Below are 24454 nucleotides of genomic sequence, written 5' to 3' on the forward strand. Positions count from 1 at the left end.
ACTTACGGCACGACTCGTGCCCTGACACACGTCTTCACACACGAGGACTTTTTCCGCAGTCTCTGAAGCCGTGCCCCTCCGAAAGATCTGTGGTAATCCGTGGCGAATTTTCCTCTGTGTCCTTTGTGATTAAACCAAATGTGGTTAAACCAAAAACAAAAGCCCGCAGGATTTCTCCTGCGGGCTTAAAAATCAAATCAACTAAGACTTACTGGCTGCTTGGTGTGCCGGCAACGCTTGCTGTATTCGAAGAGTCGTTGCTGATGGTTTCGCTCGGAGCGACTACCCCATCATAGGCGGTGGTGACAAACAGTTTGCCACGTCCGGCGGTAACTGAGCGTACCTCCCATCCCAGGTGGCCGGATGAATGCCATTTACGGCCGCCATCTTTGGATTCGTACACCGTCGTCGTAGTCGTGCTGCTAACCAGGAGCCGCTTCCCTTCTTCATCATAGGAAACAGAATCCACATTGGTTGACGGCAGGCCGTTCAGCACATGCTCCCAGTTGTCGCCTGAGTCCGTGCTGCGGAAGACGCCCATGTGAGTTGCAATCCACAGAGTATTCTCCCCATCAACCGCCAGGTCATGGATCCCGGTGATGAAGTAAGGAACATTGGCAGCGTACCAATGAGCGCCGCCATCAACAGAAACCACTACTCCCGTATGACTGGCTGCTGCAACCATGCTCTGCTGCGTGTGCACTGCCACAAAGTCGCTCTGGCCTGCGATAGTTCCGCCCTTCCAGCTTTGGCCGCGGTTGGCTGAGCTGAACAAGCCATTGGTCGCGGCTGCATACCAAACGTTATTGGCAAAAGCGATGTCGTTGACGCGCGTTGTGAACTCGGAGCGTTCGACTTTGGTGGTCGAAACCATCTGCGCCACAGGTTTTAGTTTCGCCTTGGCGGGGCGCAGCACGCGTTTTGTAGTTGTCGTTTCCTTGATCATGACGTTGAGCGGTCTCCAGCCTGATGCGTCTTTGCTGGAAGTGAAAACGCCGCGGTTGGTGCCGGCAAGAAGCGCGCCGTCTGGAGTCTGACGGAGCACAAAAATATCGCGTCCGCCCAGACCTGAGCTCATCTGGCTCCAATGTAACCCGTTGTCGTGCGAAACGAATACGCCGCCGAACTCCTTGTCGTTGATGATCCCGGCGTAGAGCGTGCTGCTGTCATTATTATCGAGCAACAACGACCCTACCTGGCGATGCGCGAATCCACGATTCGAAGCGGAAAATGTGGTTCCGGCATTTTCGCTTTGCAAAACTCCTCCGCGGTCCGTCGTCAGCAGCAGGCGGCTGGTATTGCGCGGATCAAGATAAATATCATTGACCACCACACTGGGCGAGGTCATCAGATGGAAGCTCTTGCCACCATCGATCGTCTTCCATAGGCCCTCGGTCGTTCCGGCATACACAACCTCGGAGTTGGTTGGATCCATCTTCAGCACATGTGTGCGCCGGGCGGTGAAGGGCATTCCCTGGATCTTATGGAAGAGCTCAGCACCGTTCTCGCTCTTATAAATTCCCGAGCAGGCGCTGATGTAAACCACCTGCGGGTTTTTCGGATCAATGATGATGGAAAATACATCGGAGTCGTCAATCACACCGTTCTTGATGTTCTTCCAGTTGGCTCCGCCGTCAATGGTCTTCCAGGGCAGGTGCCAGGTTCCGGCGTAGATGATGTCTGGGTTTGTGGGATCAATGGCCACCGACTCAAAGTTCTTCATCTCGTTATGGTTCAGTGGAGTGATCTGCGTCCAGCTATCGCCGCCATCTTTGCTGCGAAAGACGCCATCGAGCGCGCCCACAACAATTGTTTTTGGGTCGGTGTTGGCCAAAGCCAGGGCGCGAAGCGATTTGCCATGCAGAGCATCAATGGTCTGCCAGCTCTTGCCCCCGTCTTTCGAGCGGAAAAGATCGCCGCCCACATTGCCCACTCCCCAAGCAGCAACGTAAATGATCTTGGTATCTGTGGGATCAATAGCGATTTTATCGAGAACGTAGCTGTCATCGCTTCCCAGATGGGCGATCCGCGTCCAATTGGCTCCGCCATCGTTGGACAGGAAAAGTTTTCCCGCCATCGTGCCCATGAAAACCCGGTCGGGATTCTGTGGATCGTAGGCGAATGCGCGAGTATCGCCGCCTTCGGGGCCGAGTGAGGCCCAATGCGCCGCAAAAACCATGGGTGTGATCGTGCAAATCATGGCCGCAATAAGAATTCGCAGAGCAAAGAACTGCCATTTCCTCATAGATTTCACCTTGATTACCTTACCTTGTCTGGGGGAGTTCTTAAATAAGCTTTTCGCTTTGGCCAGAATAACCTAAATTGAGTGGCGGTCGTCATACTAGGATGCCTGGGGGAACTCATTTAGGCAAGGTTACTGAGGGACAATAGAAAGGGCCGGTCGGACGATGCCGACCGGCCCAAACTACTGTTAAACCACGGTTTACGGCTTAGGCCGCCTTTTTCTTCCTAGGTGCCCGCTTGGCCGGTGCTGCCGGTTTGCGAGACTGCGGTTTCACCTTGGCCTCGTTGATCGGAGTGGTGCCAGGGCGGTCTTGGTCGAAGTTAGCGCCTTCCGGCACAATCCAGACCTCGACTTTCGCCTCACTATCGGTACCGGTGCGTGGATCAATACGGCTGGCATCAATTGCCTTCTGGTTTTCACCGGAGGTCAGATAATCCTTGGTGTTGACGGCACGCTGTGCTGCCAACGTCTTCGGCTTCTCTTTCTCCTCCTGCTCGCCCACCAAGACTGACTTGGCGTTCGGGCTCTGCAACAAGGCATCGGCAGCACCATCCAGGCAACCCTTGGCGGCGTTGTCCACACGGGCTGGTTTGCCCTTCTTGATGGTGATGGCGAAATCAATCTCGCAAGCCTTGGTAGCATGTGGCTTTTCAGCCGGCGGAGTCACATCCACATTCGCACTTCCCGGAGCGGTCAAGCCGTTTTTGTCATCAGTGCAAGTTGCTCTTACCGTAATAGGTCCTGCAGGTGCACCCACGGTATCCAGCGTCGCGGTGGCGCCGCTGCCAGTGACCTTGCCTGCGCTCGCAGACCAGTTACTGACGCTTGCCGTGTTTCCATCAGTGCTCTTGCAATCGCAGGTAATGGTGGAAGGATCACCCGTGATAACCGACGTTGGGTTCGCCGTGCATGACATGGTTGGCGAGTGCGCCGGCGGCGCATTTACTGTGAACGGCGCAGAGCAGTCTGCAACCCGCTTGTTGTCGGTCACGTGGGCGGAGACAGTGTAACTGCCCGGGGCGAGGCCAGTGGTATCAATGGCCGCGTTTGCCTCATTAGGAGTCACTTTTCCGCCGGTGGAGTTCCAGGTATAGGTCAGCTTGTGGTTGGGCGGGAAATTCGTAGGTGTGGCAGTGGCTTTTACAGCTTCGCCGGCCAGCAGTGAAGTCGGTTCCAGACTGCAACTTGCTGAAACTGGCTTCTCCTCTTCCCCTCCAATAAGCCATACCACACCACCCTGCAAACGGGTGCCGCGCAGGATGGTTTTAGGCACACCCGATCCCGGCAAGCCTCCGGCGCCAAAACGGTGGTGGGCAGTTATAAAGTCGGCCTGAATCAACCGCAGGGCCCAGTGCTTGGTCAGGTTCATGTCAATACCGACTCCACCCTGAAAACCAAAGCGATTGTCAGCCGTAAAGTGGTCGGGCGCAAGACGCGAATAGCCGACTAAGGCCTCAAGGAACGGCGAAAAGTGTTCTCCGCGGAAGGTCAGCTTAGGGCCCGCCATAACGGTATTCAGGGTGCTGGGGATCCTGGTTCCGCTGGTGCCGTTGTTGAAATGGCCACCGTAGTCCAGCGTGAGGCCTAGCCACTTATTGAAATCATAGGTGCCCGCCAAACCAACGCCCACAGGGTAGTTTCGCAAAGGAACACCGCTAATTTTTGCATTGGGATCTGCCCAGGAGTAGCCTGCGAAAATCTCCCATTTCGGGGCAGGCTGGTCTTGCGCAAACACTGTGGCGCTTGCCAGCAACAGACAGGCAGCTACCGATAAAAGGGCAATACCTCTTTTGATTCGATGCAACATGGAAGAACCCTCCGGAACTATTAGTACCGTCTAACTAAGGTCTGCAACTTATGTATCCTAAAACTTACGGCTGAACAAACTTACGGCTGAACGTCTGACTGCGTATGAGTAACCAAAAGGCTACGGGGTGCGTGAAAACTACGTTACGGCGCAGCCAAAAACAACGGCCCAGGCTGCGATTTCCAGATGCGTAAGAAATTGCGGCACGTGAGGGCAGCTCACGTGCCGCAGAGTTATCGTCATCTTTCCAAGTTGATTATTTCTTTTTTCTTCTGGTTCCGCCTTTGGTTCCCTTTTTGGCTGGCCCTTTCTTCGGGCCAGTGCGCGGCGCAACCTTTGGTTTCTCTCTTCCACCGATCAGGGAGAGGGCATCGGCGGCGCTAAACGGATACCGTCGCTCGGACAACTGCGAAGGCACGCCCGGCGCCTCCACTTTCATATCCACGCGCCGGTTCGCTGCCAGGACAATCGTGCGCATGTTCTGCTGCAGTCTCCTCTTTTCTCCAGCCGTCAGCGAAGGATCGTCTTCCATCGATTGCTTTACGTTGTCGGCTGAGAGCTGCTCCTGCTTGCCCAGCGCGCGGGTATCAATGCTGTCACCCGGCACGCCCTGATCTACCAGGAAGCTCTTGACTCGCGCTGCGCGACGTTCGGTCAATGCCTGGTTGTAGTCAACACTGCCGCGCGGATCAGCGTGGGCTTCCAGCTCCAGCTTGGCGTCCGACTTGACGTCAAGATATTTCTTGAATTCAGAAGCTATCCCAGTCAACGTGGCCTGTTGGCTCTTGACTAGCCCGCCAGTAGGATTCTTTTCCGTCGGCTGCGCCGTGGCGAAGTAGACACTGCGGAGCACAAGAGTCGGCGGCGGTTGAACCACCGGCTTTGGTTGTACAGAGAAGCTAGTGGTGGAGTTCGCCGTCAGCTGATGGTCGTCAGTGGCGGTACAGGTCGCGCTGCAACTGCCAGGCTGAATGTTGGAGGTATCCACTGCAACGTCAGTGCCCTGTCCACTCGCGCCGCAGCCAGATGTGACTGCGACGGTAACCGGACCGCCCTGCGGGCTGCTGGCATCAGAATGAATCGTGATTGAGCCGCCTTGCACTACGCTGGAAGGGCTTGCGTTGCAGGTAATGGTCGGTGGCAGGCGCTTCTTGGTAGAAAAGGACGTCTGGCAGCTGGCCACGGCCTTTTTGTCGTGCGGATCGGTGACATGAGCGCTGACGTTATAGCTCTGTCCTTCCGCCGCGCCCGTTGTGTTGATGGTAACCGACTGTCCCGTACCTTCCACTTTGCCGCCATTGGTGGTCCAATCAACATTCAACGTGTGATTAGGATTGAAATTTTGCGGCGTGACCGTGGCTTTCACCGGCTCACCCGCCCAGACTTCTGATGTATCCACCGAGCAACTTGCAGAAACTGGCTTCTCCTCTTCCCCTCCGACAAGCCAAACCACGCCGCCCTGCAAACGGGTGGCGCGCAGGATGGTTTTAGGCACACCCGATCCCGGCAAGCCTCCGGCGCCAAAACGGTGATGGGCGGTTATGAAGTCGGCCTGAATCAGCCGCAGGGCCCAGTGCTTGGTCAGGTTCATGTCAATACCGACTCCACCCTCGAAACCAAAGCGATTGTCAGCCGTAAAGTGGTCGGGCGCAAGACGCGAATAGCCGACTAAGGCCTCAAGGAATGGAGAAAAGTGTTCTCCGCGGAAGGTCAGCTTAGGACCCGCCATAACGGTATTCAGAGTGCTGGGGATCCTGGTTCCGCTGGTGCCGTTGTTGAAATGGCCACCGTAGTCCAGCGTGAGGCCTAGCCACTTATTGAAGTCATAGGTGCCGGCCAAGCCCACGCCCACGGGGTAGTTTCGCAAAGGAACACCGCTAATTTTTGCATTGGGATCTGCCCAGGAGTAGCCTGCGAAAATCTCCCACTTCGGGGCAGGCTGGTCTTGCGCAAACACTGTGGTGCCCGCCAGCAATAGACAGGCAGCTACCGACAGAAGGGCGATACCTCTTTTGATTCGATGCAACATGGAAGAACCCTCCGGAACTATTAGTACCGTTGACTAAGGTCTGCAACTTAGATTCCTAAAAATTTACGGCTGACTTCTGAATAAAACAGGGCTGCACGGCTGCTACTTCCGTGTAGTGTACAAAATTGTACAAGCAACCCCGAACAAGTGCAAAGTGTTGATTTCAAATTTTTTACGAATGTTTACTGCAAAGTTACTGTATAAATAACGGGATTACATTTGGGGGAGTGGCGGACCTGGCTCAGGCTGCATCTTATATACCTGTACCCCTCAGGTATGCGTAGATTTTGAACAGCAGTTTGTCACCTGGCCGCAATGCCATAATGGTATTGAAGCTTTCGTATGAACCAGGAAAAAGTACTAATCGTCGAGGATGAAGAAAACGAGCGCAGCGGCCTGGCCGAACTGATTTCGGCCTGGGGTTATCGCACAGAGACCGCCAAAGACGGCGCTGAAGGTTTTGAGAAGTTTACTGCCTGGTCGCCGGCAATTGTTATTACCGACCTGAAGATGCCGCGCATGAGCGGCATGGAGCTGCTGGAACGCATCGCCTCACAGCCACACTCGGCCGCCGTGGTGCTGCTGACCGCCCAAGGCAGTATTGATGTCGCCGTGGACGCCATGAAGACCGGGGCCTATGATTTCATCCAAAAACCGGTTGATCCTGCCCGTTTGAAAACTATCCTGAACAATGCCTCGCGCCAGCGCGGCACCGAGCGTGAGCTGGAAGCCACGCGCCGCAAACTGCGTGACACCGGCGTACTCGGGGTGATGGTGGGATCGTCCAAAAAAATGCAGGAAGTCTTCCGCCTGATTGAGATGGTAGCGCCCAGCACAGCTTCCGTCCTGATCACCGGCGAAAGCGGCACTGGCAAAGAGCTGGTGGCGCGCAGTATTCATGACTTAAGTCCGCGTAAGGCGAAACCGTTTCTTGCCATCAATTGTTCGGCCATCCCCGAAACCTTGATTGAAAGCGAAATTTTTGGGCACGAAAAAGGCGCCTTCACCGGCGCCCTGGAACGCAGAGCAGGATGCTTCGAACTGGCAGAAGAGGGTACGCTCCTGCTTGATGAGATTGGCGAAATGCCGGTCAACACACAGGCCAAACTTTTGCGCGTACTCGAAGACCACAAACTTCGCCGCCTGGGCAGCAAGGTTGAGACTACAGTAGATGTACGCGTACTCGCGGCCACCAACAAAGTTCCTGAAGAAGCCGTCGCGAAGGGAGAGCTGCGCAATGATTTGTATTACCGTCTGAACGTCTTCAACATTCATCTGCCTCCGCTGCGCGACCACAAGGAAGATTTGCCCGACCTGACCGAACATCTGCTGGCCGATATGAGCCGCAAGCACGAACGCGAAGCGGCCATGGTGAGTGATGAAGTGATGAAGTCGTTTCAGGACCACAACTGGCCGGGCAACATCCGCGAACTGCGCAACACGCTGGAGCGCGCCGTCATAGCCTGCAACGGCAAAGTCATCGAGCATCTCCATCTGCCCCCTGCGTTCGGTTCGATGGGAGTGCACGCAACGGGGCACGACGCCAATTCAGTTCGGGTTGGAGTAGGGACCACGGTCGGCGAGGCCGAGCGCCTGCTGATTCTGAAGACGCTGGAATCCACCAACAACAACAAAACCCGCGCCGCCGAGATTCTGGGCATCAGCCTGAAGACCTTGCACAACAAACTGAAAGAATACGGCGCGTCTATCGGTGCAGCCGACGGCAACGGATGATGCCAAACGGGTGAGCTTTTGGTGAGCGCTGTCCCGCGCGAACCAAAAGCGAGGGCGTAGCAGCCTTGTTCTGGCTGCGGAGCCCTTATAGAAACGACGACTGCGGACTAAGGACTGAGGACTAGACCTCATGCGTCTGAAAACCAAGCTCGTACTGGCCATCAGCGGCATGGTGATGGCGCTGGTGGTGGCCTCTTCCAGCATTTACGTGCTGCAGATAGTCCATCAGCGCGTACAGGATACTTACGACAACGGCGACTTTGTCGCCCACCAGATTTTCTTCGTCACCCATGAGGCGCTGGAAGCAGATCTCAGCAGCACCCAGGTAGATACCGGCAATCCGCAGGCCGTACGCGAAGCCACAGAAGAAATTCTTCAGACTGATCCTGGCCTGAACTCCCTCATGCAGTCTATCGTGGGATACTCGCGTCCCATCTATGACGTAGCCATTGCCGGTCCTGATGGTCGCGCTCTGCTTCACACCGATTCGATGGTTGCATTGAGCGGCAATCCCCTGCCCGTGCGTGAAAATTTCAAGGTCGTACGCGACGGCAGCTTTCGTCAGCAGCTTGCCATGGTCTACGGTCCCCCCAAGGTCTATGAAATAAGCGTTCCCATCGAGCGCGATGGCGCTCCCTTCGGCTCGGTGCGTGTGGGAATTTCAACTGTATTTCTCAAGAGCGAGCTGCGTCCCCAGCTCAATCATGCCCTGCTGCTCTCCGGAATCGCGATTCTGGTTACCTTCATTCTGGCGGCATTGCTTTCTAACGTTGCCCTTCGGCCCCTGGTTCTGATTGGCCGGCGACTCGATCTGATGACCGGCGGAGCGCCCGAGCCTGAACACGAAGCGGCGCGCGGCGATGAAGTTGGCATGGTGACCACCAAGATCAACCGCCTGGGGAAGCAGATGCGCGACGTAAAGGAGATCTTCAGCGCCCTCAAAGACAACCTCGACCAGATCATGGCCAATCTGCAGGATGGATTGATTCTGTTCACCCGCGACTCCAAGGCCATTCTGGTCAGCGCGGCGGTAGAAAATTTTCTCGGAGTTTCGCGTGAACTCATGCTGGGCCACAACGTAGACGAATTCTTTCTCAAAGATACTGCCCTGGGCCGGACCGTGCTCGACAGCTTTGAATCGCATACGCCCATCGCGCAACGAGAAGTTGAAACGGAAGACGGCAGCCGCGTTATGGTGAGTCTGGATTTTATTGAAGAGGGCGGCGAGCGTATTGGCGCGTTATTGACCCTGCGGGATGCCGAGTCGGTGCGCCGCATCGAAAGCGAGATTGAACTCTCCCATCGTCTGGCGGCGATTGGCAGGCTTGCTTCCGGCGTAGGACACGAGGTCAAGAACCCCATCAACGCCATCGTGGTGCACCTTGAGCTTCTTCGCCAGAAGCTGCAGCAGGCCGATCCGGCAACCCGCCGCCACATGGATGTCATTGGCAGCGAGATTCATAGACTCGACCGCGTAGTGCAGATGCTGGTGGATTTCACCCGCCCGGTGGAGCTGCGCCTTACTGAGCTTGACGTTCGCAAGCTTGTGGATGACGTAACCCAACTGGCCTCGCCCGACGCCGCTCGCCAGGGAGTGAAGATCGAGCGTCAGCTTCCTGTCGAGTCCCTGCTGGCGCGTGCCGATTCTGACCTGCTTAAGCAGGCTCTCTTGAATGTCGTGCTGAATGGAGTGCAGGCCATGCCCCAGGGAGGAACTCTAAGCATCCGGGCATCGAAAGAAGACGATGAAATTATGGTTGAAGTACGCGACCAGGGCAGCGGCATCCCTGCCGAAATTCGCGACAAGATTTATGACCTTTACTTCACCACGAAGAAGACTGGCACAGGAATCGGTCTGGCCATGACCTACAAGGTCATGCAACTGCACCACGGTTCGGTGGATTTTGAGTCCGGCGATGGCCGGGGAACCAGCTTTCGTTTGCGGCTGCCCTTGTTGGGGGCTGTTACTGACTCACGTGAGTTTGCAGTGCCTGTGCCAAAAAAATTGTGATGGGTGATGCAGTACAGCAGCAACCTTATTTTGGCTGAATAAGTACTTAGAACGTGTTTCAAAAATGGTATGAGAACTCAATTTTGTGGGCACCGGAAGGACGAACAACCCCGAAGGGGTGACGTATTATAGCCCAGCGCTTTCAGCGCTGGGTATTGTGGGAAACAATTCGTAGTCCCGTTAGGGACGACGCTATGCCTTCGACTTCTCACACAGTCTCTTTAACCGCTGAGGGCTGTGCCGCGAGCATTTTTTGAAACACGACTCTAGATCAATTGGCCTATGAGACACTGAAACCGCTTAGCGGCCAAAAAAACTCAAGTGCACGATACAATGGAAGAATTGTTGCGATGAAACGCCACTCGTCCCAGCTCGGAATCTGGTTGCTCGCAGCCACAGCCTTGATTACTGGCTGCAATAAGAAGAAACAGCCTACAGTCGCGCCGCAAGCAAAAGCGCCTACGGTTTCGTCTCCGCAACCTGCTACACAGCCGGCCACGATAACTCAACCGCCTGCGACTACTGCTCCGGCGAATCAAACCGCTACTACCACTCCGTCGGCCTCCAAGCCCAAAGCCAAGCCAAAGACTAAACACAACCACGCCAAGAAAACTGCTCCGGCAACGAATCCTCCCGCGAGCAAAGAAGCCAACGCAACCCCTGCACCTGCCGTCTTGGCAGCACCGATGACAACGGCTACGCCTGCGCCCAATACACCTGACAAACCTGAAAAAACTGTAGTCCACGATGGCGGAACGTCCGAGCCTCCGGGGGCAATTCTTCCCGGCATCGACCAGAATGAAGCCAACCGGCAGCGCGAGGCGACAGAGAAACTCCTGCTCTCTACAGACGACGCCCTCAAGGGCATCAACCGTACATTGACGGTTGACGAGCAAGCCATGGTGGCACAGATTCGCAATTACATGACGCAATCACGCGCCGCCACCACTGACGGCGACCTGCTGCGCGCCAACAACCTCGCCGTCAAAGCCCACCTGCTCACCGACGAGCTCATCAAGCGCTGAGGAGCTTCAGCTCCAAGAATGGTACCATTCTGATATCAAAACATTGCTTTCCTGGAAACGACAGGCCATCATTGTGCTAAACGTGTCTCTAGGGTGAGCCCAATGCGAGCGCCGGATAGAGCGAGCAGTGGGCGAGGGCGTAGCACCCCGAGCGAAGTCGAGGGGGCTGCGGAGCCCTCAGAACAACGTTTACGCATTTCAGAATGCGGGGCTCGCGCCCATTTGGTCTTTGAAAATTCGATTCATAGTTCTGAGGACTGAGGACTCTGGCGGCACTTGCTGCTAGTGCACCATATTTCTTCGATATGTCATTGATTAACTGTGACTTAGTATCTATACGGCCTATTTCAGCAAGTGGGGTTGAGGCCATCTCTCCGAAGGACGAAGCCGGAGTTTTTCCTGAGGACTGAGAACTGACGACTGAAGACTGCTCTCCTGCAAGTGATATCTATCCAGTAAACACCTCAGACTATCTCAGCAAGTGTCCGCCGCAAAAGCGACTTTCCCCAGTAAATATGCGGCGATCATGGTTGTTTCAGGTGGTTCCAACCACTTGCAGCAAGTGGGGGTCGGATGCCGAGTTTTGGGCCGGAAAAACAGGATAGTGAAAATAACTAAAAGGTAAAGTACTGAGGACTTCCTAAGCCCTTTTTTGTGCCAGCACGAGTCCGCGCGGGGTGGGCATAAGCAAGACCGAGATCAGCCCTTCCTGTTCCATCTTCAAGGCTGCCTCGCGTACGGTTTTGAGATGCGAACTGGCATCGTGCATCAGGATCAAGCCATCGGAGCTCATCTGGGGAAGAAAGTACCGAACCTCCTGTTCGCGGATTTCAATGGCACTGTCGCTGAAAAATATGTTGATAGGGCCATTGACCTTCATTTCCAGGCTCGATTCATTGCGCAGGTCAATCCATTTTTTCAGGCCGGATTCCTGAATGCGCTCGCGTGCCTTGGCATACACCAGCGGATCAAACTCGCACGTCACAATCTTTCCAAATCCGTTTTGCTTCACGCCTTCAGCCATCCACAGCGTGCTGATTCCCATAAATGTCCCGGTCTCGACAATGAGCTGCGGCTTGGTGGTGGTCACCAGCGACTGCAGAAACTCCAGCACCTCGACTTCGGCGGTCATGGAATCAAACATGCGCCAGCGCTCTGGGTTCGGACACTCCGCCGTAGCCTTGTGATACTCGGGTTGCACCACATCGCCCTTCTGGCTGGAATGGCGCAGGATACGGTGCTCCTGCTTCTCGCCTTTGAATCCCCTTCGGATGTAGAACAGGATCACCACGCCTACGATCATCGAAAGAAACGCCACTAACTGTGCGTTACTGAACAATCCAAACACCGAACGCGGATTGATCCGGATAAACTCCACCAGAAAACGTGCCAGCCCCGTCCAGATAAAATATTCGGCAATTACCTCACCCTGCGGACGCGGTTTGCGCAACGACTTGCTGCCCAGCTTCCACAGGTAAAGGAAAATCACCAGGCCAACAAGAAATTCATAGATAGGCGTCGGATGCACGCGCTCCGTAGTCGGAACCAGTCCGTTGGGAAAGCTCATGCCCCAGGGCAAAGACGTTGGAATGCCGTAGTCTCCATCGCCTGAGACCAGGCATCCGATGCGCCCTATTGCATATCCCAGGGCTGCGGCAGGCGCGGCCACGTCAAACATGGTGGCAATCGGGATCTTGTAGTGCCGCGCCAGCCACAACAGGCTCAGAATTCCGGCAATCAGGCCTCCTGCCCAGGCAAAACCTTCGCGGCTGAACAGTTCAGCGGCAGGATGCGCGAACAGATCGGCAGGGCGCTCCAGCACGTGATAAAGCTTGGCTCCTACGATGCCGGCCAGCGCCGTGACCAGAATGATCGTGTCGGCAACGTCCGGCAGCTTGCGCCGTAGCATGTCGGCACGAAGCACAAAGTAAGCGATGAGAGTGCCAATCGCCACCAGGATGCCGTACGTCCCTAACTCCAACGGTCCGATGTGAATAAATGGATACAAAAAAATCCTCGTTCCAAAAAAAGATTCTCATATTCAGTATATGTCAGCAGCTTTTCCAACAAGAAGGCTCGCACGCTTTCATAAATCTGCGCTCATCTGCGTTAATCTGCGGCAAATGTTTTTTGCTTCGCTCCCAAAATTCACTCGGTGCTCAAGAAGCTCAACAACCCATTCCCTCCACGCAGCACAAAGATGCGATACATTGGAAGTATGCGTAAAATTCTGCAAAGCCGCGCCATGCGGTTCATCTTTGCCGCCAATCTTATCTCCATGATTGGCAGCGGGATGAACGCCGCCGCCGTCTTCTGGCACGTGCTGCAGATCACGCACTCGGAAATGGCTTTAGGCAAGTTGCTTCTGTTACAGACGATTCCTGCGCTATTTCTGCTTCCCTTCTCCGGTCTAGTGATTGACCGCGAGGACCGCCGGCACCTGATCCTGATCCTCGATTTTGCGCGTGGCAGCATCACGCTGGCTGTTGCCATCCTGGCATTGCGCGGCGAGGTGCAAACCTGGCACCTGTACGCCATGTTCACGTTGGTCTCAGCCGGCTTCTGGCTATTTTGGCCGACCATGAACGCTCTGCTGCAGGAGGTCACGCCTTCCGACCAGTACGTCCAATCCAATAACTTTCTGATGGCCAGCTTCCAGGGGGGATGGCTCATCGCCGGCGCGCTCGTCGGCTTCGTCTATGACCACATCGGACTGGGCTGGATCCTGGTGATTGACTTCTCCACCTACGTCATTTCTTTCTTGTGTTACTACAACGTTCGCAAAGGACGTCACGTTGTAGCTCGCCTGCAACCAGAAGCCGCCGACCCGGCAGCTTCGCAGTCTCAACCCCCTGCTGAAGAGGGTACCTGGACAAAATATTTTCACGAGCTTTCCGAAGGCATTCATTACCTCAAGGGCAAGCCTCACCTGCAATTGGTCGGGTTGGGCTGGGCGCTCTTTATCGGGGCCATGCTGACTCAGGGCGCTGTGACCGCTCCGCTCAGCGACCGCATCATGCACGCCGGCGCCGTCGGATACGGATGGTTCAATGGCGGCTGGGGAATCGGGGCCTTCACCAGCGCACTTTATTCTCCCTGGCTGATTAAGCACTTGCATGCCCACCGCTCCGCCGGGATCGGGCTGGGCGTCTTGGCAATATGCCTTGTGGTGCTGCCTTTCTCGCAGTTTCTTGCCATTGCTGTTCTTGTTTACGTGGTCATGGGTTCAGGCCGAGGCATCACCCACACCGCTCTTGCCAGCGAGATGATGGAGATTGTGCCCAAGCATTTCATGGGACGCGTGCAGAACACCTTCTACTTCCTGGGGACCATCCTGCAACTCTTCCTGGGGATAGGCGTTGCCACTGTCGCCCACCGCATCAGCCTGACCTTGGCCTTCGCCTGCATCGGCGGCATCTATGCGCTGGCCTGCACCGCGGTCATGTGGCCGGTGGAACGCAAAGCCCGGGCCATGCGCGTCAGTGCGCCCGAATCGCTGTAGTGCTGACGGCCGATCGCTCAGCTCAATTTGTTATCCTAAAAGTTCTTTTTTATGGAGAAAACATGTCCAATAGTATGGAAGGACGCACTGCAGTCGTATTCGGAGTCGCCAACAAGCGCAGCATCGCCTGGGCCATCGCGCAGGCCCTGCAGCAAGCGGGAGCCAAGCTGGCCATCACCTATCAGAACGAGAGGCTGGAGCAGGAAGCCAAAGATCTGATTGAAGCCCTGCCCGGCGCCGAGGCTTTTCGCTGTGACGTCTCGCGCGACGAAGAAATTGACCGGCTCTTCTCCCAACTCAAGGAGAAATACGGGACTCTACATACGCTTGTGCATAGCGTCGCCTTCGCTCCCGCCGAAGAGCTGAAAGGCGACTTCGTGAATACCACGCGTGAAGGCTTCCGCATCGCCCACGACGTGAGCGTGTATTCCTTCATCGCCCTGGCGCGCGCCGCCGCACCCTTAATGCAGCAGGGTGGCAGCATGATTACAATGACCTACTACGGCGCAGAAAAAGTGGTCCCTAACTACAACGTCATGGGCGTGGCCAAGGCGGCGCTTGAGGCCACGGTACGCTATCTGGCCGACAGTCTGGGCAAGCAGAACATCCGGGTAAACGCGATCTCTGCTGGCCCCATCATGACTCTCGCTGCTCGCGGCATCCCCGGCGTGAGAGACATGTTTAAGTCCCACGCCGAACGCGCTCCCTTGAAGCGGAATGTGGATGTCAACGAGGTTGGCTCGACCGCACTCTTTCTGGCTTCAGACGCCGGCAGCGGCATCACCGGCGAAACCATCTACGTGGATTGCGGCTACAACATCATGGGATTCTGAGGATTAAAGATTTACGATTTATGGCTAGAGTCAGTCCCACTATTTCATTTTGCCCTTCGGTTTTTTCTCGGCGCCCACCGCAAGCGTCTTCTTCAGCTCGCGCAACTTTTCGCGCATCTTGAGCCGCGCTCTGCGCTGGCGATTGTCCCGTGATTTGTCTCCATTGTTTAATGACATTGTGAAATATCCTCCTTTAGCATCGTACAACATACGCTCCAAGCGAAGAGAGAAATGACGGTATGACATCGTGGGAAAATCAAGGCGTCTGCAACACCGTAATCCGTCTTTGGTTCTCGCCTGTCCTCTCAATAGCAATCTCCACATCGCGCTCTTTGCAGAAGCGCTCAAACTTTTCGCCCCACTCGATGATGACGAGGCTGCGTGCACCGAACAGATCGTCGATGCCGAGCGTTTCAAGTTCGCGTTGTGTATCTATGCGATAAAGGTCTATGTGGTAAATTTCGGCTTGCGGCGAGTGGTATTCGTGAATCAGAGTAAAGGTCGGGCTGGTGACTTCTTCTTGCGAAGCTGCTTTAAATCCTTCAACTACTCCTTTAACTAAAGTGGTCTTCCCTGCTCCTAAATCTCCTTTTAGTAAAACCAATTTAGGCGGTCCTAGCTGCCCAGAAAACTCCCGCCCTAAGGCTATAGTTTCCTCTGCTGAAGAAGTGTTGAAGACTTTCTCCACACTCACTGACGTTTCCGTGCGCGTCCGAGTGTGAGACTTACCGGACGATTCGTAAGCTGGTCTGAAGCCTGAATCGCATGCGGAATTTGCTGGATAATATCTTCAGCAAGGACCGAGCGCTCTCCCAGCGACCTCGCCGCCAAATCACCGCTGAGGCCATGGATATGCACCGCCGCAAGCACTGCATTAAACAAATGATCTGGGCTCTGTGCGATGAATCCTGCGACCATTCCGGTCAGCACATCTCCCGATCCGCCCTTGGCCATTGCCGGGTTTCCCGTCATGTTGACCCAAACCATTCCTTCCGGATCTGCCACCAAGGTTCTGTGTCCTTTTAAGACAAGAACCAGCCGATGCTCTGCCGCAAATTTGCGCGCGATTTCCACCCGATTGCTCTCAATTTCATCCACGGAGAGTCCCGTCAAGCGCGCCATTTCTTTAGGGTGCGGCGTCAGGATCAGAGGGCGCTGCTTCCCGTTCAGCAGATTGGCTTTTCCTTCAAAGGCATTTAGACCATCGGCATCAATGACTACCGGAACTTTGGCATGGGCCACGATGGCATGCACGGATTGTTCCGCCTCAGGCGCGCGGGAAATTCCCGGACCGATGGCAACTACAGTCTTGCCGACTAAAACTTTCTTGATTGCACTTTCTTGCGAAGAAATTGCTATCGCGCCTGCTTCGTTCTCAGGGAGAGGTACTGTCATCAGCTCCGGGGCAAAACCCGCTACGGTCGGCAAGACCGATTTAGGAGTTGCCGCAGTCGTCAGCCCAGCGCCCACACGCATGGCTGCTATGGCTGCCATGGCTGCGGCACCGGCCTTGCCGGTTGAGCCTCCCATGACCAGCACATGGCCAAAGAGTCCTTTGTGGGCGTCCCACGGCCTAGGGACCCAGAGCGTGTGGAGATCGTTTTTCGTGATCACTTCCAGCTTCAATTTCGACTGGATCGCGTTACGGGGAGAGCCGATTTGAGCAACTACAACCGGGTGCGGAGTCAGGTTCAGAAAAACATGAGCAGGTTTGGGAGCGGTAAAAGTGACAACGCCATTGGAAAACGCCCAAATTGTCTTTCTTATCTTCTTCATGTCGGTTTCATCGGCATCAATTCCCGAGGGGATATCCACGGAAACCACCGGGCGCGTACCGTTGATGAGTTCACAAGCCTTGGTATGGAAAGGTGTGAGCGGAGGACGAAAACCAGTGCCGAAAATCGCATCCACCAGCACGTTTGCATTCGCCACCAGCATTGCCGATTCCTGCTCCAGTTCCTTTATATTGCGCGCACAAACCGCAGCCACCGGCAATCTTTCGAACATGACGGCGGCATCGCCCTTCAACTCTTTCGGATCAGCCAAAAGCAGCACCAGCACGTTCTTTCCGGAGTCATAAAGTTTGCGGGCGGCCACAAATCCATCGCCGCCATTGTTGCCCTTGCCGCAAATCACCCCAATTTCTTCCGCTTTTGGGTATTGCTCCAATACAAACTCGGCTACCGCTGCACCCGCATTTTCCATGAGGGTAAGCGAAGGTATGCCATATTTTTCAGTGGTGATGCGGTCAATCTCGCGCATCTCGGCGGTAGTAACAATCTTCATGAGCGTTGGATAGTGCTGGAAGCGGCCGCTTCCAGCCGCGCCATGCTTTCCGGTTCCCCCATAACGATAAGATGGTCGCCAGCCTGGATAACGACATTGGCTGTCGGATTGAAAATCGTCTTCCCTTGTTCGTGTTTTATGGCCAAGACAATGATCCCATAATCTCGGTGAATCAGCGAATTTCCTACGGTCTTCTCGGCAAAAAAAGAGTCTTGGCCGATATGAATTTCTTCAATCACCATCTCCACCCTGCCCTCACGGGTGGTGGCGATATCCAGAAAATCCAGCACATTGGGCCGCAAAAAGCTTTGGGCAATGCGATGGCCGGCAAAAGAATAGGGAGAGACTACTGAATCAGCTCCGGCCTTGAGCAGGTGCTTTTCCGCTGCCTCTTCGCTGGCGCGGGCAATGATTCGCAGTTTGGGATTCAGGCTGCGCGCCGTGAGCACGATATAAATGTTGGTTGCATCTGTGGTTGTAGCGGCGACCAGCCCAATCGCGCGTTCGATGTGGGCCTCATGAAGAAGTTTCTCCTGGGTGGCATCGCCCTGGATAACCAGCCACTCCGGCTCCAGGTCCTGCAGGCGGGCTTCGTCTTTCTCCAACACAACGAATCGAACGGGCTTGCGCGCCAGCTCACGGGCAGCGCGGTGTCCCACCCGGCCAGCGCCGCAGATGATGTAATGGTTTTGGAGCCGCGCGATTTCGCGTCCCATCTTTCGCCTTCCCAGAACCTTGGTGAGTTCGAATTCTAGCAAATACTGCGTCAGCGAGCCGATAGCAACTGTCGCCAGGGCCACCCCGGCAATAATGAACCCAATATTGAAGACCTTGCCGGCGTGCGAGAGCGGATGCACTTCGCTATAACCAATTGTAGTCAGCGTGATGACGACCATGTAAAAGCCGTCGAACCACGACCATCCTTCAATATAGTGGAAACCCGCTGTGCCCACCGCAACCAATGCCACCAGCGCGATAGCTAAAAACTTGAGATGGCGAAGGGCACGCATGAATTACGGCTTCCTCGTGAAAGCGCGATTGTAAAACAAAAAACCTTCGCATTCGTGAGAATGCGAAGGGTATGTATCCTCGAAAGTACCTAGTCTCACTCGCAGATGTCTCGCTCAAGCTGCCTGAGAGCCAGTTGAGAGCTTACTGTGCTTCCTGCCGTATGCAAAATAGAAAATCAAACCGATCACGAGCCAAATAATAAGGCGCAGCCAATTGGTCCAGCCCAGCCCGTAGATCATGGCGCCACAGACGAAGATGCCGAGTATGGAAACCAGCGGCAACAACTTAACCTTGAACGCCCGCTTCAAATCGGGCCGGCGGACGCGCAGGATCCATACCCCCGCGCACACCAGGATAAAGGCGAATAGGGTCCCGATGCTGGTCATTTCACCGACGATATCTTCCGGAATGAACCCGGCGAACAGCGAGGTGAAAACGAAGAACAGCATGTTGGATTTCCAGGGCGTTTTGAACCTGGGGTGAGGTTCCGAAAAAACCTTCGGCACAAGACCATCGTTGCTCATCGAAAAGAACACCCGCGACTGCCCGTACAACATGACGAGAATAACCGACGAGAACCCGGCCAGGATTGCGACCGTCACGAACTTCGCCAGCCACGCATAACCGGTCATGTATTTGGTGATGGCAAAAGCCACCGAGGCTTCCTTGCCCGCCGTCCGGAAATCATTCACCGTAGCTACACCGCTTAACACGTGCGAGAACAAGACGTACAAGACGGTGCAAATAACAAGCGAGCCGAGGATACCGATCGGCATGTCGCGCTTGGGGTCCTTGGCTTCCTGCGCCGCGGTCGACACCGCATCAAATCCGATGTATGCAAAGAACACCACACCGGCCGCCCCCAAGATCCCCATGATACCCCCGTAGGGGTGGGTGACGCCCTGGGCTGTGGTAAACGTGGTGGCGGCGGGGATGTACGGCGTGTGGTTCGCCGGGTTCATGAATCCCCAGCCAATCACGATCACCATCACGACGATGGCGACTTTCGTGATAACGATGAGGGTGTTGACGAACGCCGACTCACGCGTGCCGCGGATGAGCAACGCGGTCAGCACCAGGAGAATACCGATGGCGGGAATATTGATAATCCCGTGAACGCCGGCGTTGGCGCCCATGCCCACCTCAAACGGTGAATGGCTCCAAACATACGGAACGTGGAGGCCCATGAACTCGAGGATCCTATTAAAGTACTCGCTCCAGGCGATGGCCACGGTGGCCGCGCCGACCGCGTACTCGAGCACCAAGTCCCAGCCTATGATCCACGCGACCAGCTCGCCCATGGTTGTGTAGGAATAGGTGTACGCGCTGCCGGCGATTGGGATCATCGAAGCAAACTCCGCGTAGCAGAGTCCGGCGAACGCGCAGCCGACGCCGGCAAGCATGAATGCCAGCGTCACCGATGGGCCCGCGCGGTCCGCAATCGCTGCGGCAGTCCGCACGAAGAGGCCAGCGCCGATGATGGCCCCGATCCCGAGCGCGACGAGTGACATGGGACCCAGCGTCCGCTTGAGAGGCGCTTCACCGCTCTCGGCTGTGAGGCTATCAATTGATTTGGTTCGAAATAGTGAGCCAGCCACTTATATATATCCTCCCTGAGTTCTTGATCGAGATTCGATTCTGTCCACGCCCGCCTCAACCAGAGCCCGCCGATTATACATGGCAAGGAACAGATTCATTGACAGATTGCCGAAAAAAGCTATTTCAGTTTGTGTTCAAGCCTGTCGCCGATCCGCACCCCGATGAGACCATAGGAAATACACCGGAATGCCCAGTAGAACGATGATCAGTCCCGGCCATGTATATTGGGGCTTGTAGCGTAACAATACTATATCTATGAAAAGCGCAAGGGCGATATAAACCGCGGGCAGCACCGGATATCCGAAGGCCCGATAGGGCCGCTCAGCATGGGGCTGGGTACGGCGCAGGACAAACAGCCCAACAATGGTCAGGATATAGAAGACCAGCACCGCAAAAATAATGTAGTCCAGCAACTGGCCATAGGTGCCAGAGAGGCACAGCAGGCAGGTCCAGATAGCCTGCACGATCAAGGCGTTGACCGGCGTCTTATATTTAGGATGAATTTTGGCTACCGGCTCGAAGAAGAGCTTGTCTTTGGCCATAGCGTAATAGACGCGGGCTCCTGCCAGGATTAATCCGTTACAGCATCCGAAAGTAGATATAAGAATGGCAATGGCCATCAGTGCGCCTCCAACGCTGGGAAACATCTGCGACATGACCGCAGTTCCCACACGCTCAGAGGTGGCATATTGAATGCCTCTCGCCACCACGGTAGCTCCATGCGGATCTCCATGCAGCGGCAGCACACTCAAGTAGATAAAGTTGACGGCTACATACAGCGAGATCACCGTGCCGGTTCCCAAAGCGAGCGAGAGTGGCAGGTTGCGGCTGGGATTCTTCACCTCGCCAGCAGTAAAGGTGACGTTGTTCCATGCGTCGGCAGAAAACAGCGAGCCCACTTGGGCCACGCAGAGGACTGTGAGGGTTCCCACCAGCACCCCCGCCTGGATTTCGTGGGAGGCCCCCAAACCGGCGTTGTGCCAAAAGTTGCCAAAATTGGCTGCAATGGCCTGTGGGTTACGTCCGACAAAGATGCCTACAAGGACGAGCCCTAAAAGCGCCGCAACTTTGGAAATAGTAAAGAGGTTCTGGATCCACGCCCCGGTCTTGATGCCAAATATATTCACGATGGTCAGCAATATAATAACGATGATCCCCACCAGGTTCTGCGTGTTCAAGCCGACATTCATATCGCCCAGGACCATCGGGCCAACATGGAGTGCCGGCACATGTGCGTGATACCCAATCCAGTGGTCGGCAGAAACAGAGTCGAAAAAGAAACCAGCAAACTTGCCGAAGGCCACACCCACGGCAGCGATGGTTCCGGTCTGGATGACTAGAAAGAGTGTCCAGCCGTAGAGAAACCCCCACAGTGGTCCCAGGGCTTCGCGCAGGTAGACATATTGGCCGCCCGCTTTGGGCATCATGGCGGCCAGTTCTCCATATGCTAATGCCGCAGTAATGGTCATAAAACCGGTCAATAGCCACGCCCCAATCAGCAGGGCGGGAGAATCAACCTCGCGGGCAATTTCAGCAGAGACGATAAAGATTCCCGAACCGATCATGGAACCCATCACCAGCGTGGTGGCGCTGGTGAGCCCCAGACCTTTGACCAGTTCAGAAGAGGCAGCGTTGTCGGTGGTAGCTTTTGCGGGAGAGTTCACAGAGGCGTTTTGTACCATTTTTAAAGCTTCACAAATAAGTTGGTTATATTAGCACCCTTACTGCCCCATTATTCATAATAAGTATCAATGGCGAACATCCATAAACCTCAACCTTCATGACCTTTGTGGTTAAACTAAAATCCGCAAAAATTCCTCAACTCTTTTTCGTGGGGAGTCCTGCAAGTCTCCAATAACCGCAACCGAATCCGCTCCTGCTTCGATCACGGAGCGGCAGTTGGTGCGGGTAATACCGCCGATAGCGACAATTGGTTTAGATGCGGCTTTGCGGGCAGCGCGGATTAACTCCAAACCGACTACCGGTTCGGGATTTGCTTTAGTTTTAGTGGCAAATACTGGGCCTACAGCGATGTAATCGGCCGTGGTCTTATCTGCTTCTAAAATTTGTTTCAAATTATGGGTGGAAACACCGACGAAGCAGTTTTCTCCTAGCACACGCCGTACGCCCTCGACTGAGAGGTCTTCCTGCCCCACGTGAACTCCGTCACAGCCACTAGCCAGGCAGAGGTCGGCGCGGTCATTTATCATAAGCATTGCTTCTTTGCCGACCGCTCTCCGCAGCTCGCGGGCATGGCCAAGCAGCTCCCCTGCGGCCGCCTTCTTATTTCTATATTGGATAAGAGTTGCGCCGCCCGCCAGCAATTCCCGTGCATAATCAAGCGTCTTTTGCTGTGCGTGTTCTTCACCTTCAAACATGCCAGCATCAACAATGGCGTAGAGGCGCGGTAGTTTCTTTTCTTTCTTCTGAGTACTGAGTACCTGGTACTGAGTACTGCTTTTCATGCGCTGCGCCTTTCCACTCTGGCTTCTTTGTTCCTGGCCAGAAAACGCTCTATATATTTGGTATCGAAGTTCCCTGCCCGGAACTCAGGATCATTCATAATCAGCCGATGGAGTGGAATCGTAGTATGAATGCCTTGCACGATAAACATCTCCAGGGCGCGCGCCATGCGCGACATGGCCTCTTCACGGTCCTTGCCGTGGGCGACGAGCTTGGCAATCAATGAATCATAATAAGGAGGTATCACGCCCTCGGCATAGGCCGCCGTGTCAACCCGCACGCCGGTTCCACCTGGCGTGTGAAACGCAGTAATCTTTCCCGCAGAAGGAGTAAAGGTCTCAGGATGCTCCGCGTTAATGCGACATTCAATTGCATGTCCCCGGTGCTCGATATCGCCTTGCAAAACGTCATCCAGGCGCTCACCGGCTGCAATGAGGATCTGGCTCTTCACCAGGTCAATACCGGTTACCATCTCCGTCACCGGATGCTCCACCTGAATGCGAGTGTTCATTTCAATGAAGTGCAGTTTGCCTTGTTCATCCATTAAAAATTCGACCGTACCGGCATTGATGTATCCAATTTTGGTCAGGGTCGCGCAAAGCGATTCCCCAACCCACTTGCGCATCTGCGGCGTGACTTGCATGGAGGGCGACTCTTCCAGCAGCTTCTGGTGTCGCCGCTGGATACTGCACTCACGCTCGCCCAGGCTGACCAGGTTGCCGTAGGCATCCGCCAGAATCTGGAACTCAATATGACGGGGGCGCTCGATGAACTTTTCCATGTACAGATCGCCGTTGCCAAAGGCAGCAGCAGCCTCTGACTGCGCAGCGTGAAACAATTCCGGCAGCTCCCGCTCGTTGCGGATCACGCGCATGCCGCGGCCGCCGCCTCCCGCCGATGCCTTCACAATCACAGGAAAGCCAACGCTGCTGGACCATTCCAGCGCCTCATCCACAGAATTAATCACGCCCTCTGACCCAGGGAGAATGGGCACACCCGATTTCTTCATCGTCTGCCGGGCTTTCTCCTTCTCTCCCATCATGCGGGTAATGTCCGGAGGGGGCCCGATGAACTTGATATGGCTGGTCTCGCAGACTTCCGCAAAATTCGCGTTCTCGCTGAGCAAGCCGTAGCCGGGGTGGATGGCATCCACATTGGTGATTTCAGCAGCGCTGATAACCGCAGGAATATTCAGGTAGCTCTCCGAAGCCCGGGGCGGACCGATGCAGATAGCCTCATCGGCAAAACGGACGTGCAATGAGTTCCGGTCTGCTTCACTGTAGATCGCCACAGTGCGTATGCCTAGTTCCTTGCAGGCACAGATAACACGTAAGGCGATTTCGCCGCGGTTTGCAATTAGGATTTTCTTAAACATGAATGATTCAGCGTGGCTCCGCTCAAGGGTTTATTTTGGGCGTATAGCGAATAGATGCTGCCCGTATTCGACCGGCTGTCCGTTGGAAACCAGTTGCTTCACTATTTCACCGGTCACATCAGATTCGATTTCGTTCATTAGTTTCATGGCTTCAACGATGCACAGCACGCTCCCGGCCTCAACCTCGTCTCCCACCTTTACGAAAGGCGGAGAACCCGGAGAGGGCGATTCATAGAATGTCCCGACAATAGGGGACTTCACGATGTGCAAGCCGCTCTCTTCCCCGGCTTCCTTTGCGGCTGTTGGTACGGTTGTAATCGCAGGAACAGCAGGTCCGGCAGTCGGTATAACAGCGCCAGAAACAGACGCCACCGGGACCGGCCCTACGCGGGTCTCGGGCGCTACTATGACCGTTTCGCTCCCTCGTTTGACACGGACTTTTACATCTCCGCGTTCCAACTCGAACTCTGCGATATCTTTCTCGACCAGGAACTCTATAAGTTCTTTCAGCTCTTTATGATTCATGCCTGTTTT

At 55.1% G+C, this 24454-nt stretch carries 18 protein-coding genes; 5 read left to right on the forward strand and 13 right to left on the reverse strand.

Annotated features, from left to right (window positions below; all coding sequences use genetic code 11):
* Positions 1 to 208: 208 nt before the first annotated feature.
* The 3 genes from VK738_15615 to VK738_15625 all read right to left on the reverse strand — a co-directional run bounded on the left by VK738_15615 (position 209) and on the right by VK738_15625 (position 6081).
* Positions 209 to 2245, reverse strand: coding sequence for a YCF48-related protein (locus VK738_15615; GenBank protein HTD24085.1), 2037 nt, complete (start codon positions 2243 to 2245; stop codon positions 209 to 211).
* A gap of 205 nt (positions 2246 to 2450) precedes the next feature.
* Positions 2451 to 4052, reverse strand: a complete 1602-nt coding sequence (locus tag VK738_15620) for an outer membrane beta-barrel protein (protein HTD24086.1) — start codon at positions 4050 to 4052, stop codon at positions 2451 to 2453.
* Between the two features lie 256 nt (positions 4053 to 4308).
* Entirely contained in the window at positions 4309 to 6081 is a 1773-nt protein-coding gene (locus VK738_15625; GenBank protein ID HTD24087.1) for an OmpA family protein, read from the reverse strand.
* A 342-nt stretch (positions 6082 to 6423) separates the two neighbouring features.
* Between VK738_15625 and VK738_15630 the strand changes: the two genes are divergently transcribed.
* From VK738_15630 to VK738_15640, 3 genes are all read left to right on the forward strand, one after another.
* Positions 6424 to 7815, forward strand: coding sequence for a sigma-54 dependent transcriptional regulator (locus VK738_15630; protein HTD24088.1), 1392 nt, complete (start codon positions 6424 to 6426; stop codon positions 7813 to 7815).
* A gap of 130 nt (positions 7816 to 7945) precedes the next feature.
* Entirely contained in the window at positions 7946 to 9826 is a 1881-nt protein-coding gene (locus tag VK738_15635) for an ATP-binding protein (protein ID HTD24089.1), read from the forward strand.
* Between the two features lie 350 nt (positions 9827 to 10176).
* Positions 10177 to 10851 (forward strand): hypothetical protein, encoded by a 675-nt coding sequence (locus VK738_15640; GenBank protein ID HTD24090.1) that lies wholly within the window; start codon positions 10177 to 10179, stop codon positions 10849 to 10851.
* A gap of 640 nt (positions 10852 to 11491) precedes the next feature.
* Here the strand turns inward: VK738_15640 and VK738_15645 are convergent.
* Positions 11492 to 12859, reverse strand: coding sequence for a prolipoprotein diacylglyceryl transferase family protein (locus VK738_15645; protein HTD24091.1), 1368 nt, complete (start codon positions 12857 to 12859; stop codon positions 11492 to 11494).
* Positions 12860 to 13069: 210 nt separating this feature from the next.
* Between VK738_15645 and VK738_15650 the strand changes: the two genes are divergently transcribed.
* Entirely contained in the window at positions 13070 to 14353 is a 1284-nt protein-coding gene (locus tag VK738_15650) for an MFS transporter (GenBank protein ID HTD24092.1), read from the forward strand.
* Positions 14354 to 14415: 62 nt separating this feature from the next.
* Positions 14416 to 15186, forward strand: a complete 771-nt coding sequence (locus VK738_15655) for an enoyl-ACP reductase (protein ID HTD24093.1) — start codon at positions 14416 to 14418, stop codon at positions 15184 to 15186.
* A gap of 39 nt (positions 15187 to 15225) precedes the next feature.
* Here VK738_15655 and VK738_15660 read toward each other — a convergent pair whose 3' ends face one another.
* The 9 genes from VK738_15660 to accB form a co-directional block, all read right to left on the reverse strand.
* Positions 15226 to 15363 carry a hypothetical protein gene (locus VK738_15660; GenBank protein HTD24094.1) on the reverse strand — a complete coding sequence of 46 codons (138 nt, stop codon included), beginning with the start codon at positions 15361 to 15363 and terminating at the stop codon, positions 15226 to 15228.
* Between the two features lie 79 nt (positions 15364 to 15442).
* Complete coding sequence (gene tsaE / locus VK738_15665; GenBank protein HTD24095.1) at positions 15443 to 15880, reverse strand: tRNA (adenosine(37)-N6)-threonylcarbamoyltransferase complex ATPase subunit type 1 TsaE; 438 nt, start codon at positions 15878 to 15880, stop codon at positions 15443 to 15445.
* A complete protein-coding gene (locus VK738_15670) occupies positions 15877 to 17472 on the reverse strand; it encodes an NAD(P)H-hydrate dehydratase (protein ID HTD24096.1) in 1596 nt (531 codons plus the stop codon). The genes tsaE and VK738_15670 overlap by 4 nt, the downstream gene beginning before the upstream one ends.
* On the reverse strand, positions 17469 to 18482 hold the full coding sequence (locus VK738_15675) for a potassium channel protein (protein ID HTD24097.1): 1014 nt from the start codon (positions 18480 to 18482) through the stop codon (positions 17469 to 17471). The genes VK738_15670 and VK738_15675 overlap by 4 nt, the downstream gene beginning before the upstream one ends.
* A gap of 114 nt (positions 18483 to 18596) precedes the next feature.
* Positions 18597 to 19994, reverse strand: a complete 1398-nt coding sequence (locus tag VK738_15680) for an amino acid permease (protein HTD24098.1) — start codon at positions 19992 to 19994, stop codon at positions 18597 to 18599.
* Positions 19995 to 20216: 222 nt separating this feature from the next.
* Positions 20217 to 21764 carry an amino acid permease gene (locus VK738_15685; protein ID HTD24099.1) on the reverse strand — a complete coding sequence of 516 codons (1548 nt, stop codon included), beginning with the start codon at positions 21762 to 21764 and terminating at the stop codon, positions 20217 to 20219.
* A gap of 111 nt (positions 21765 to 21875) precedes the next feature.
* Entirely contained in the window at positions 21876 to 22547 is a 672-nt protein-coding gene (thiE, locus tag VK738_15690) for a thiamine phosphate synthase (GenBank protein HTD24100.1), read from the reverse strand.
* Positions 22544 to 23920: an acetyl-CoA carboxylase biotin carboxylase subunit gene (accC, locus tag VK738_15695; GenBank protein ID HTD24101.1), complete on the reverse strand. Its 1377-nt coding sequence runs from the start codon at positions 23918 to 23920 to the stop codon at positions 22544 to 22546. The genes thiE and accC overlap by 4 nt, the downstream gene beginning before the upstream one ends.
* A 30-nt stretch (positions 23921 to 23950) precedes the next feature.
* The gene (gene accB / locus VK738_15700) at positions 23951 to 24445 is read right to left on the reverse strand and encodes an acetyl-CoA carboxylase biotin carboxyl carrier protein (GenBank protein ID HTD24102.1); all 495 of its coding nucleotides are present in this window, start codon (positions 24443 to 24445) and stop codon (positions 23951 to 23953) included.
* Positions 24446 to 24454: the final 9 nt, after the last annotated feature.

This window comes from Terriglobales bacterium, from assembly GCA_035487355.1.
Taxonomy (GTDB): domain Bacteria; phylum Acidobacteriota; class Terriglobia; order Terriglobales; family Acidobacteriaceae; genus QIAW01.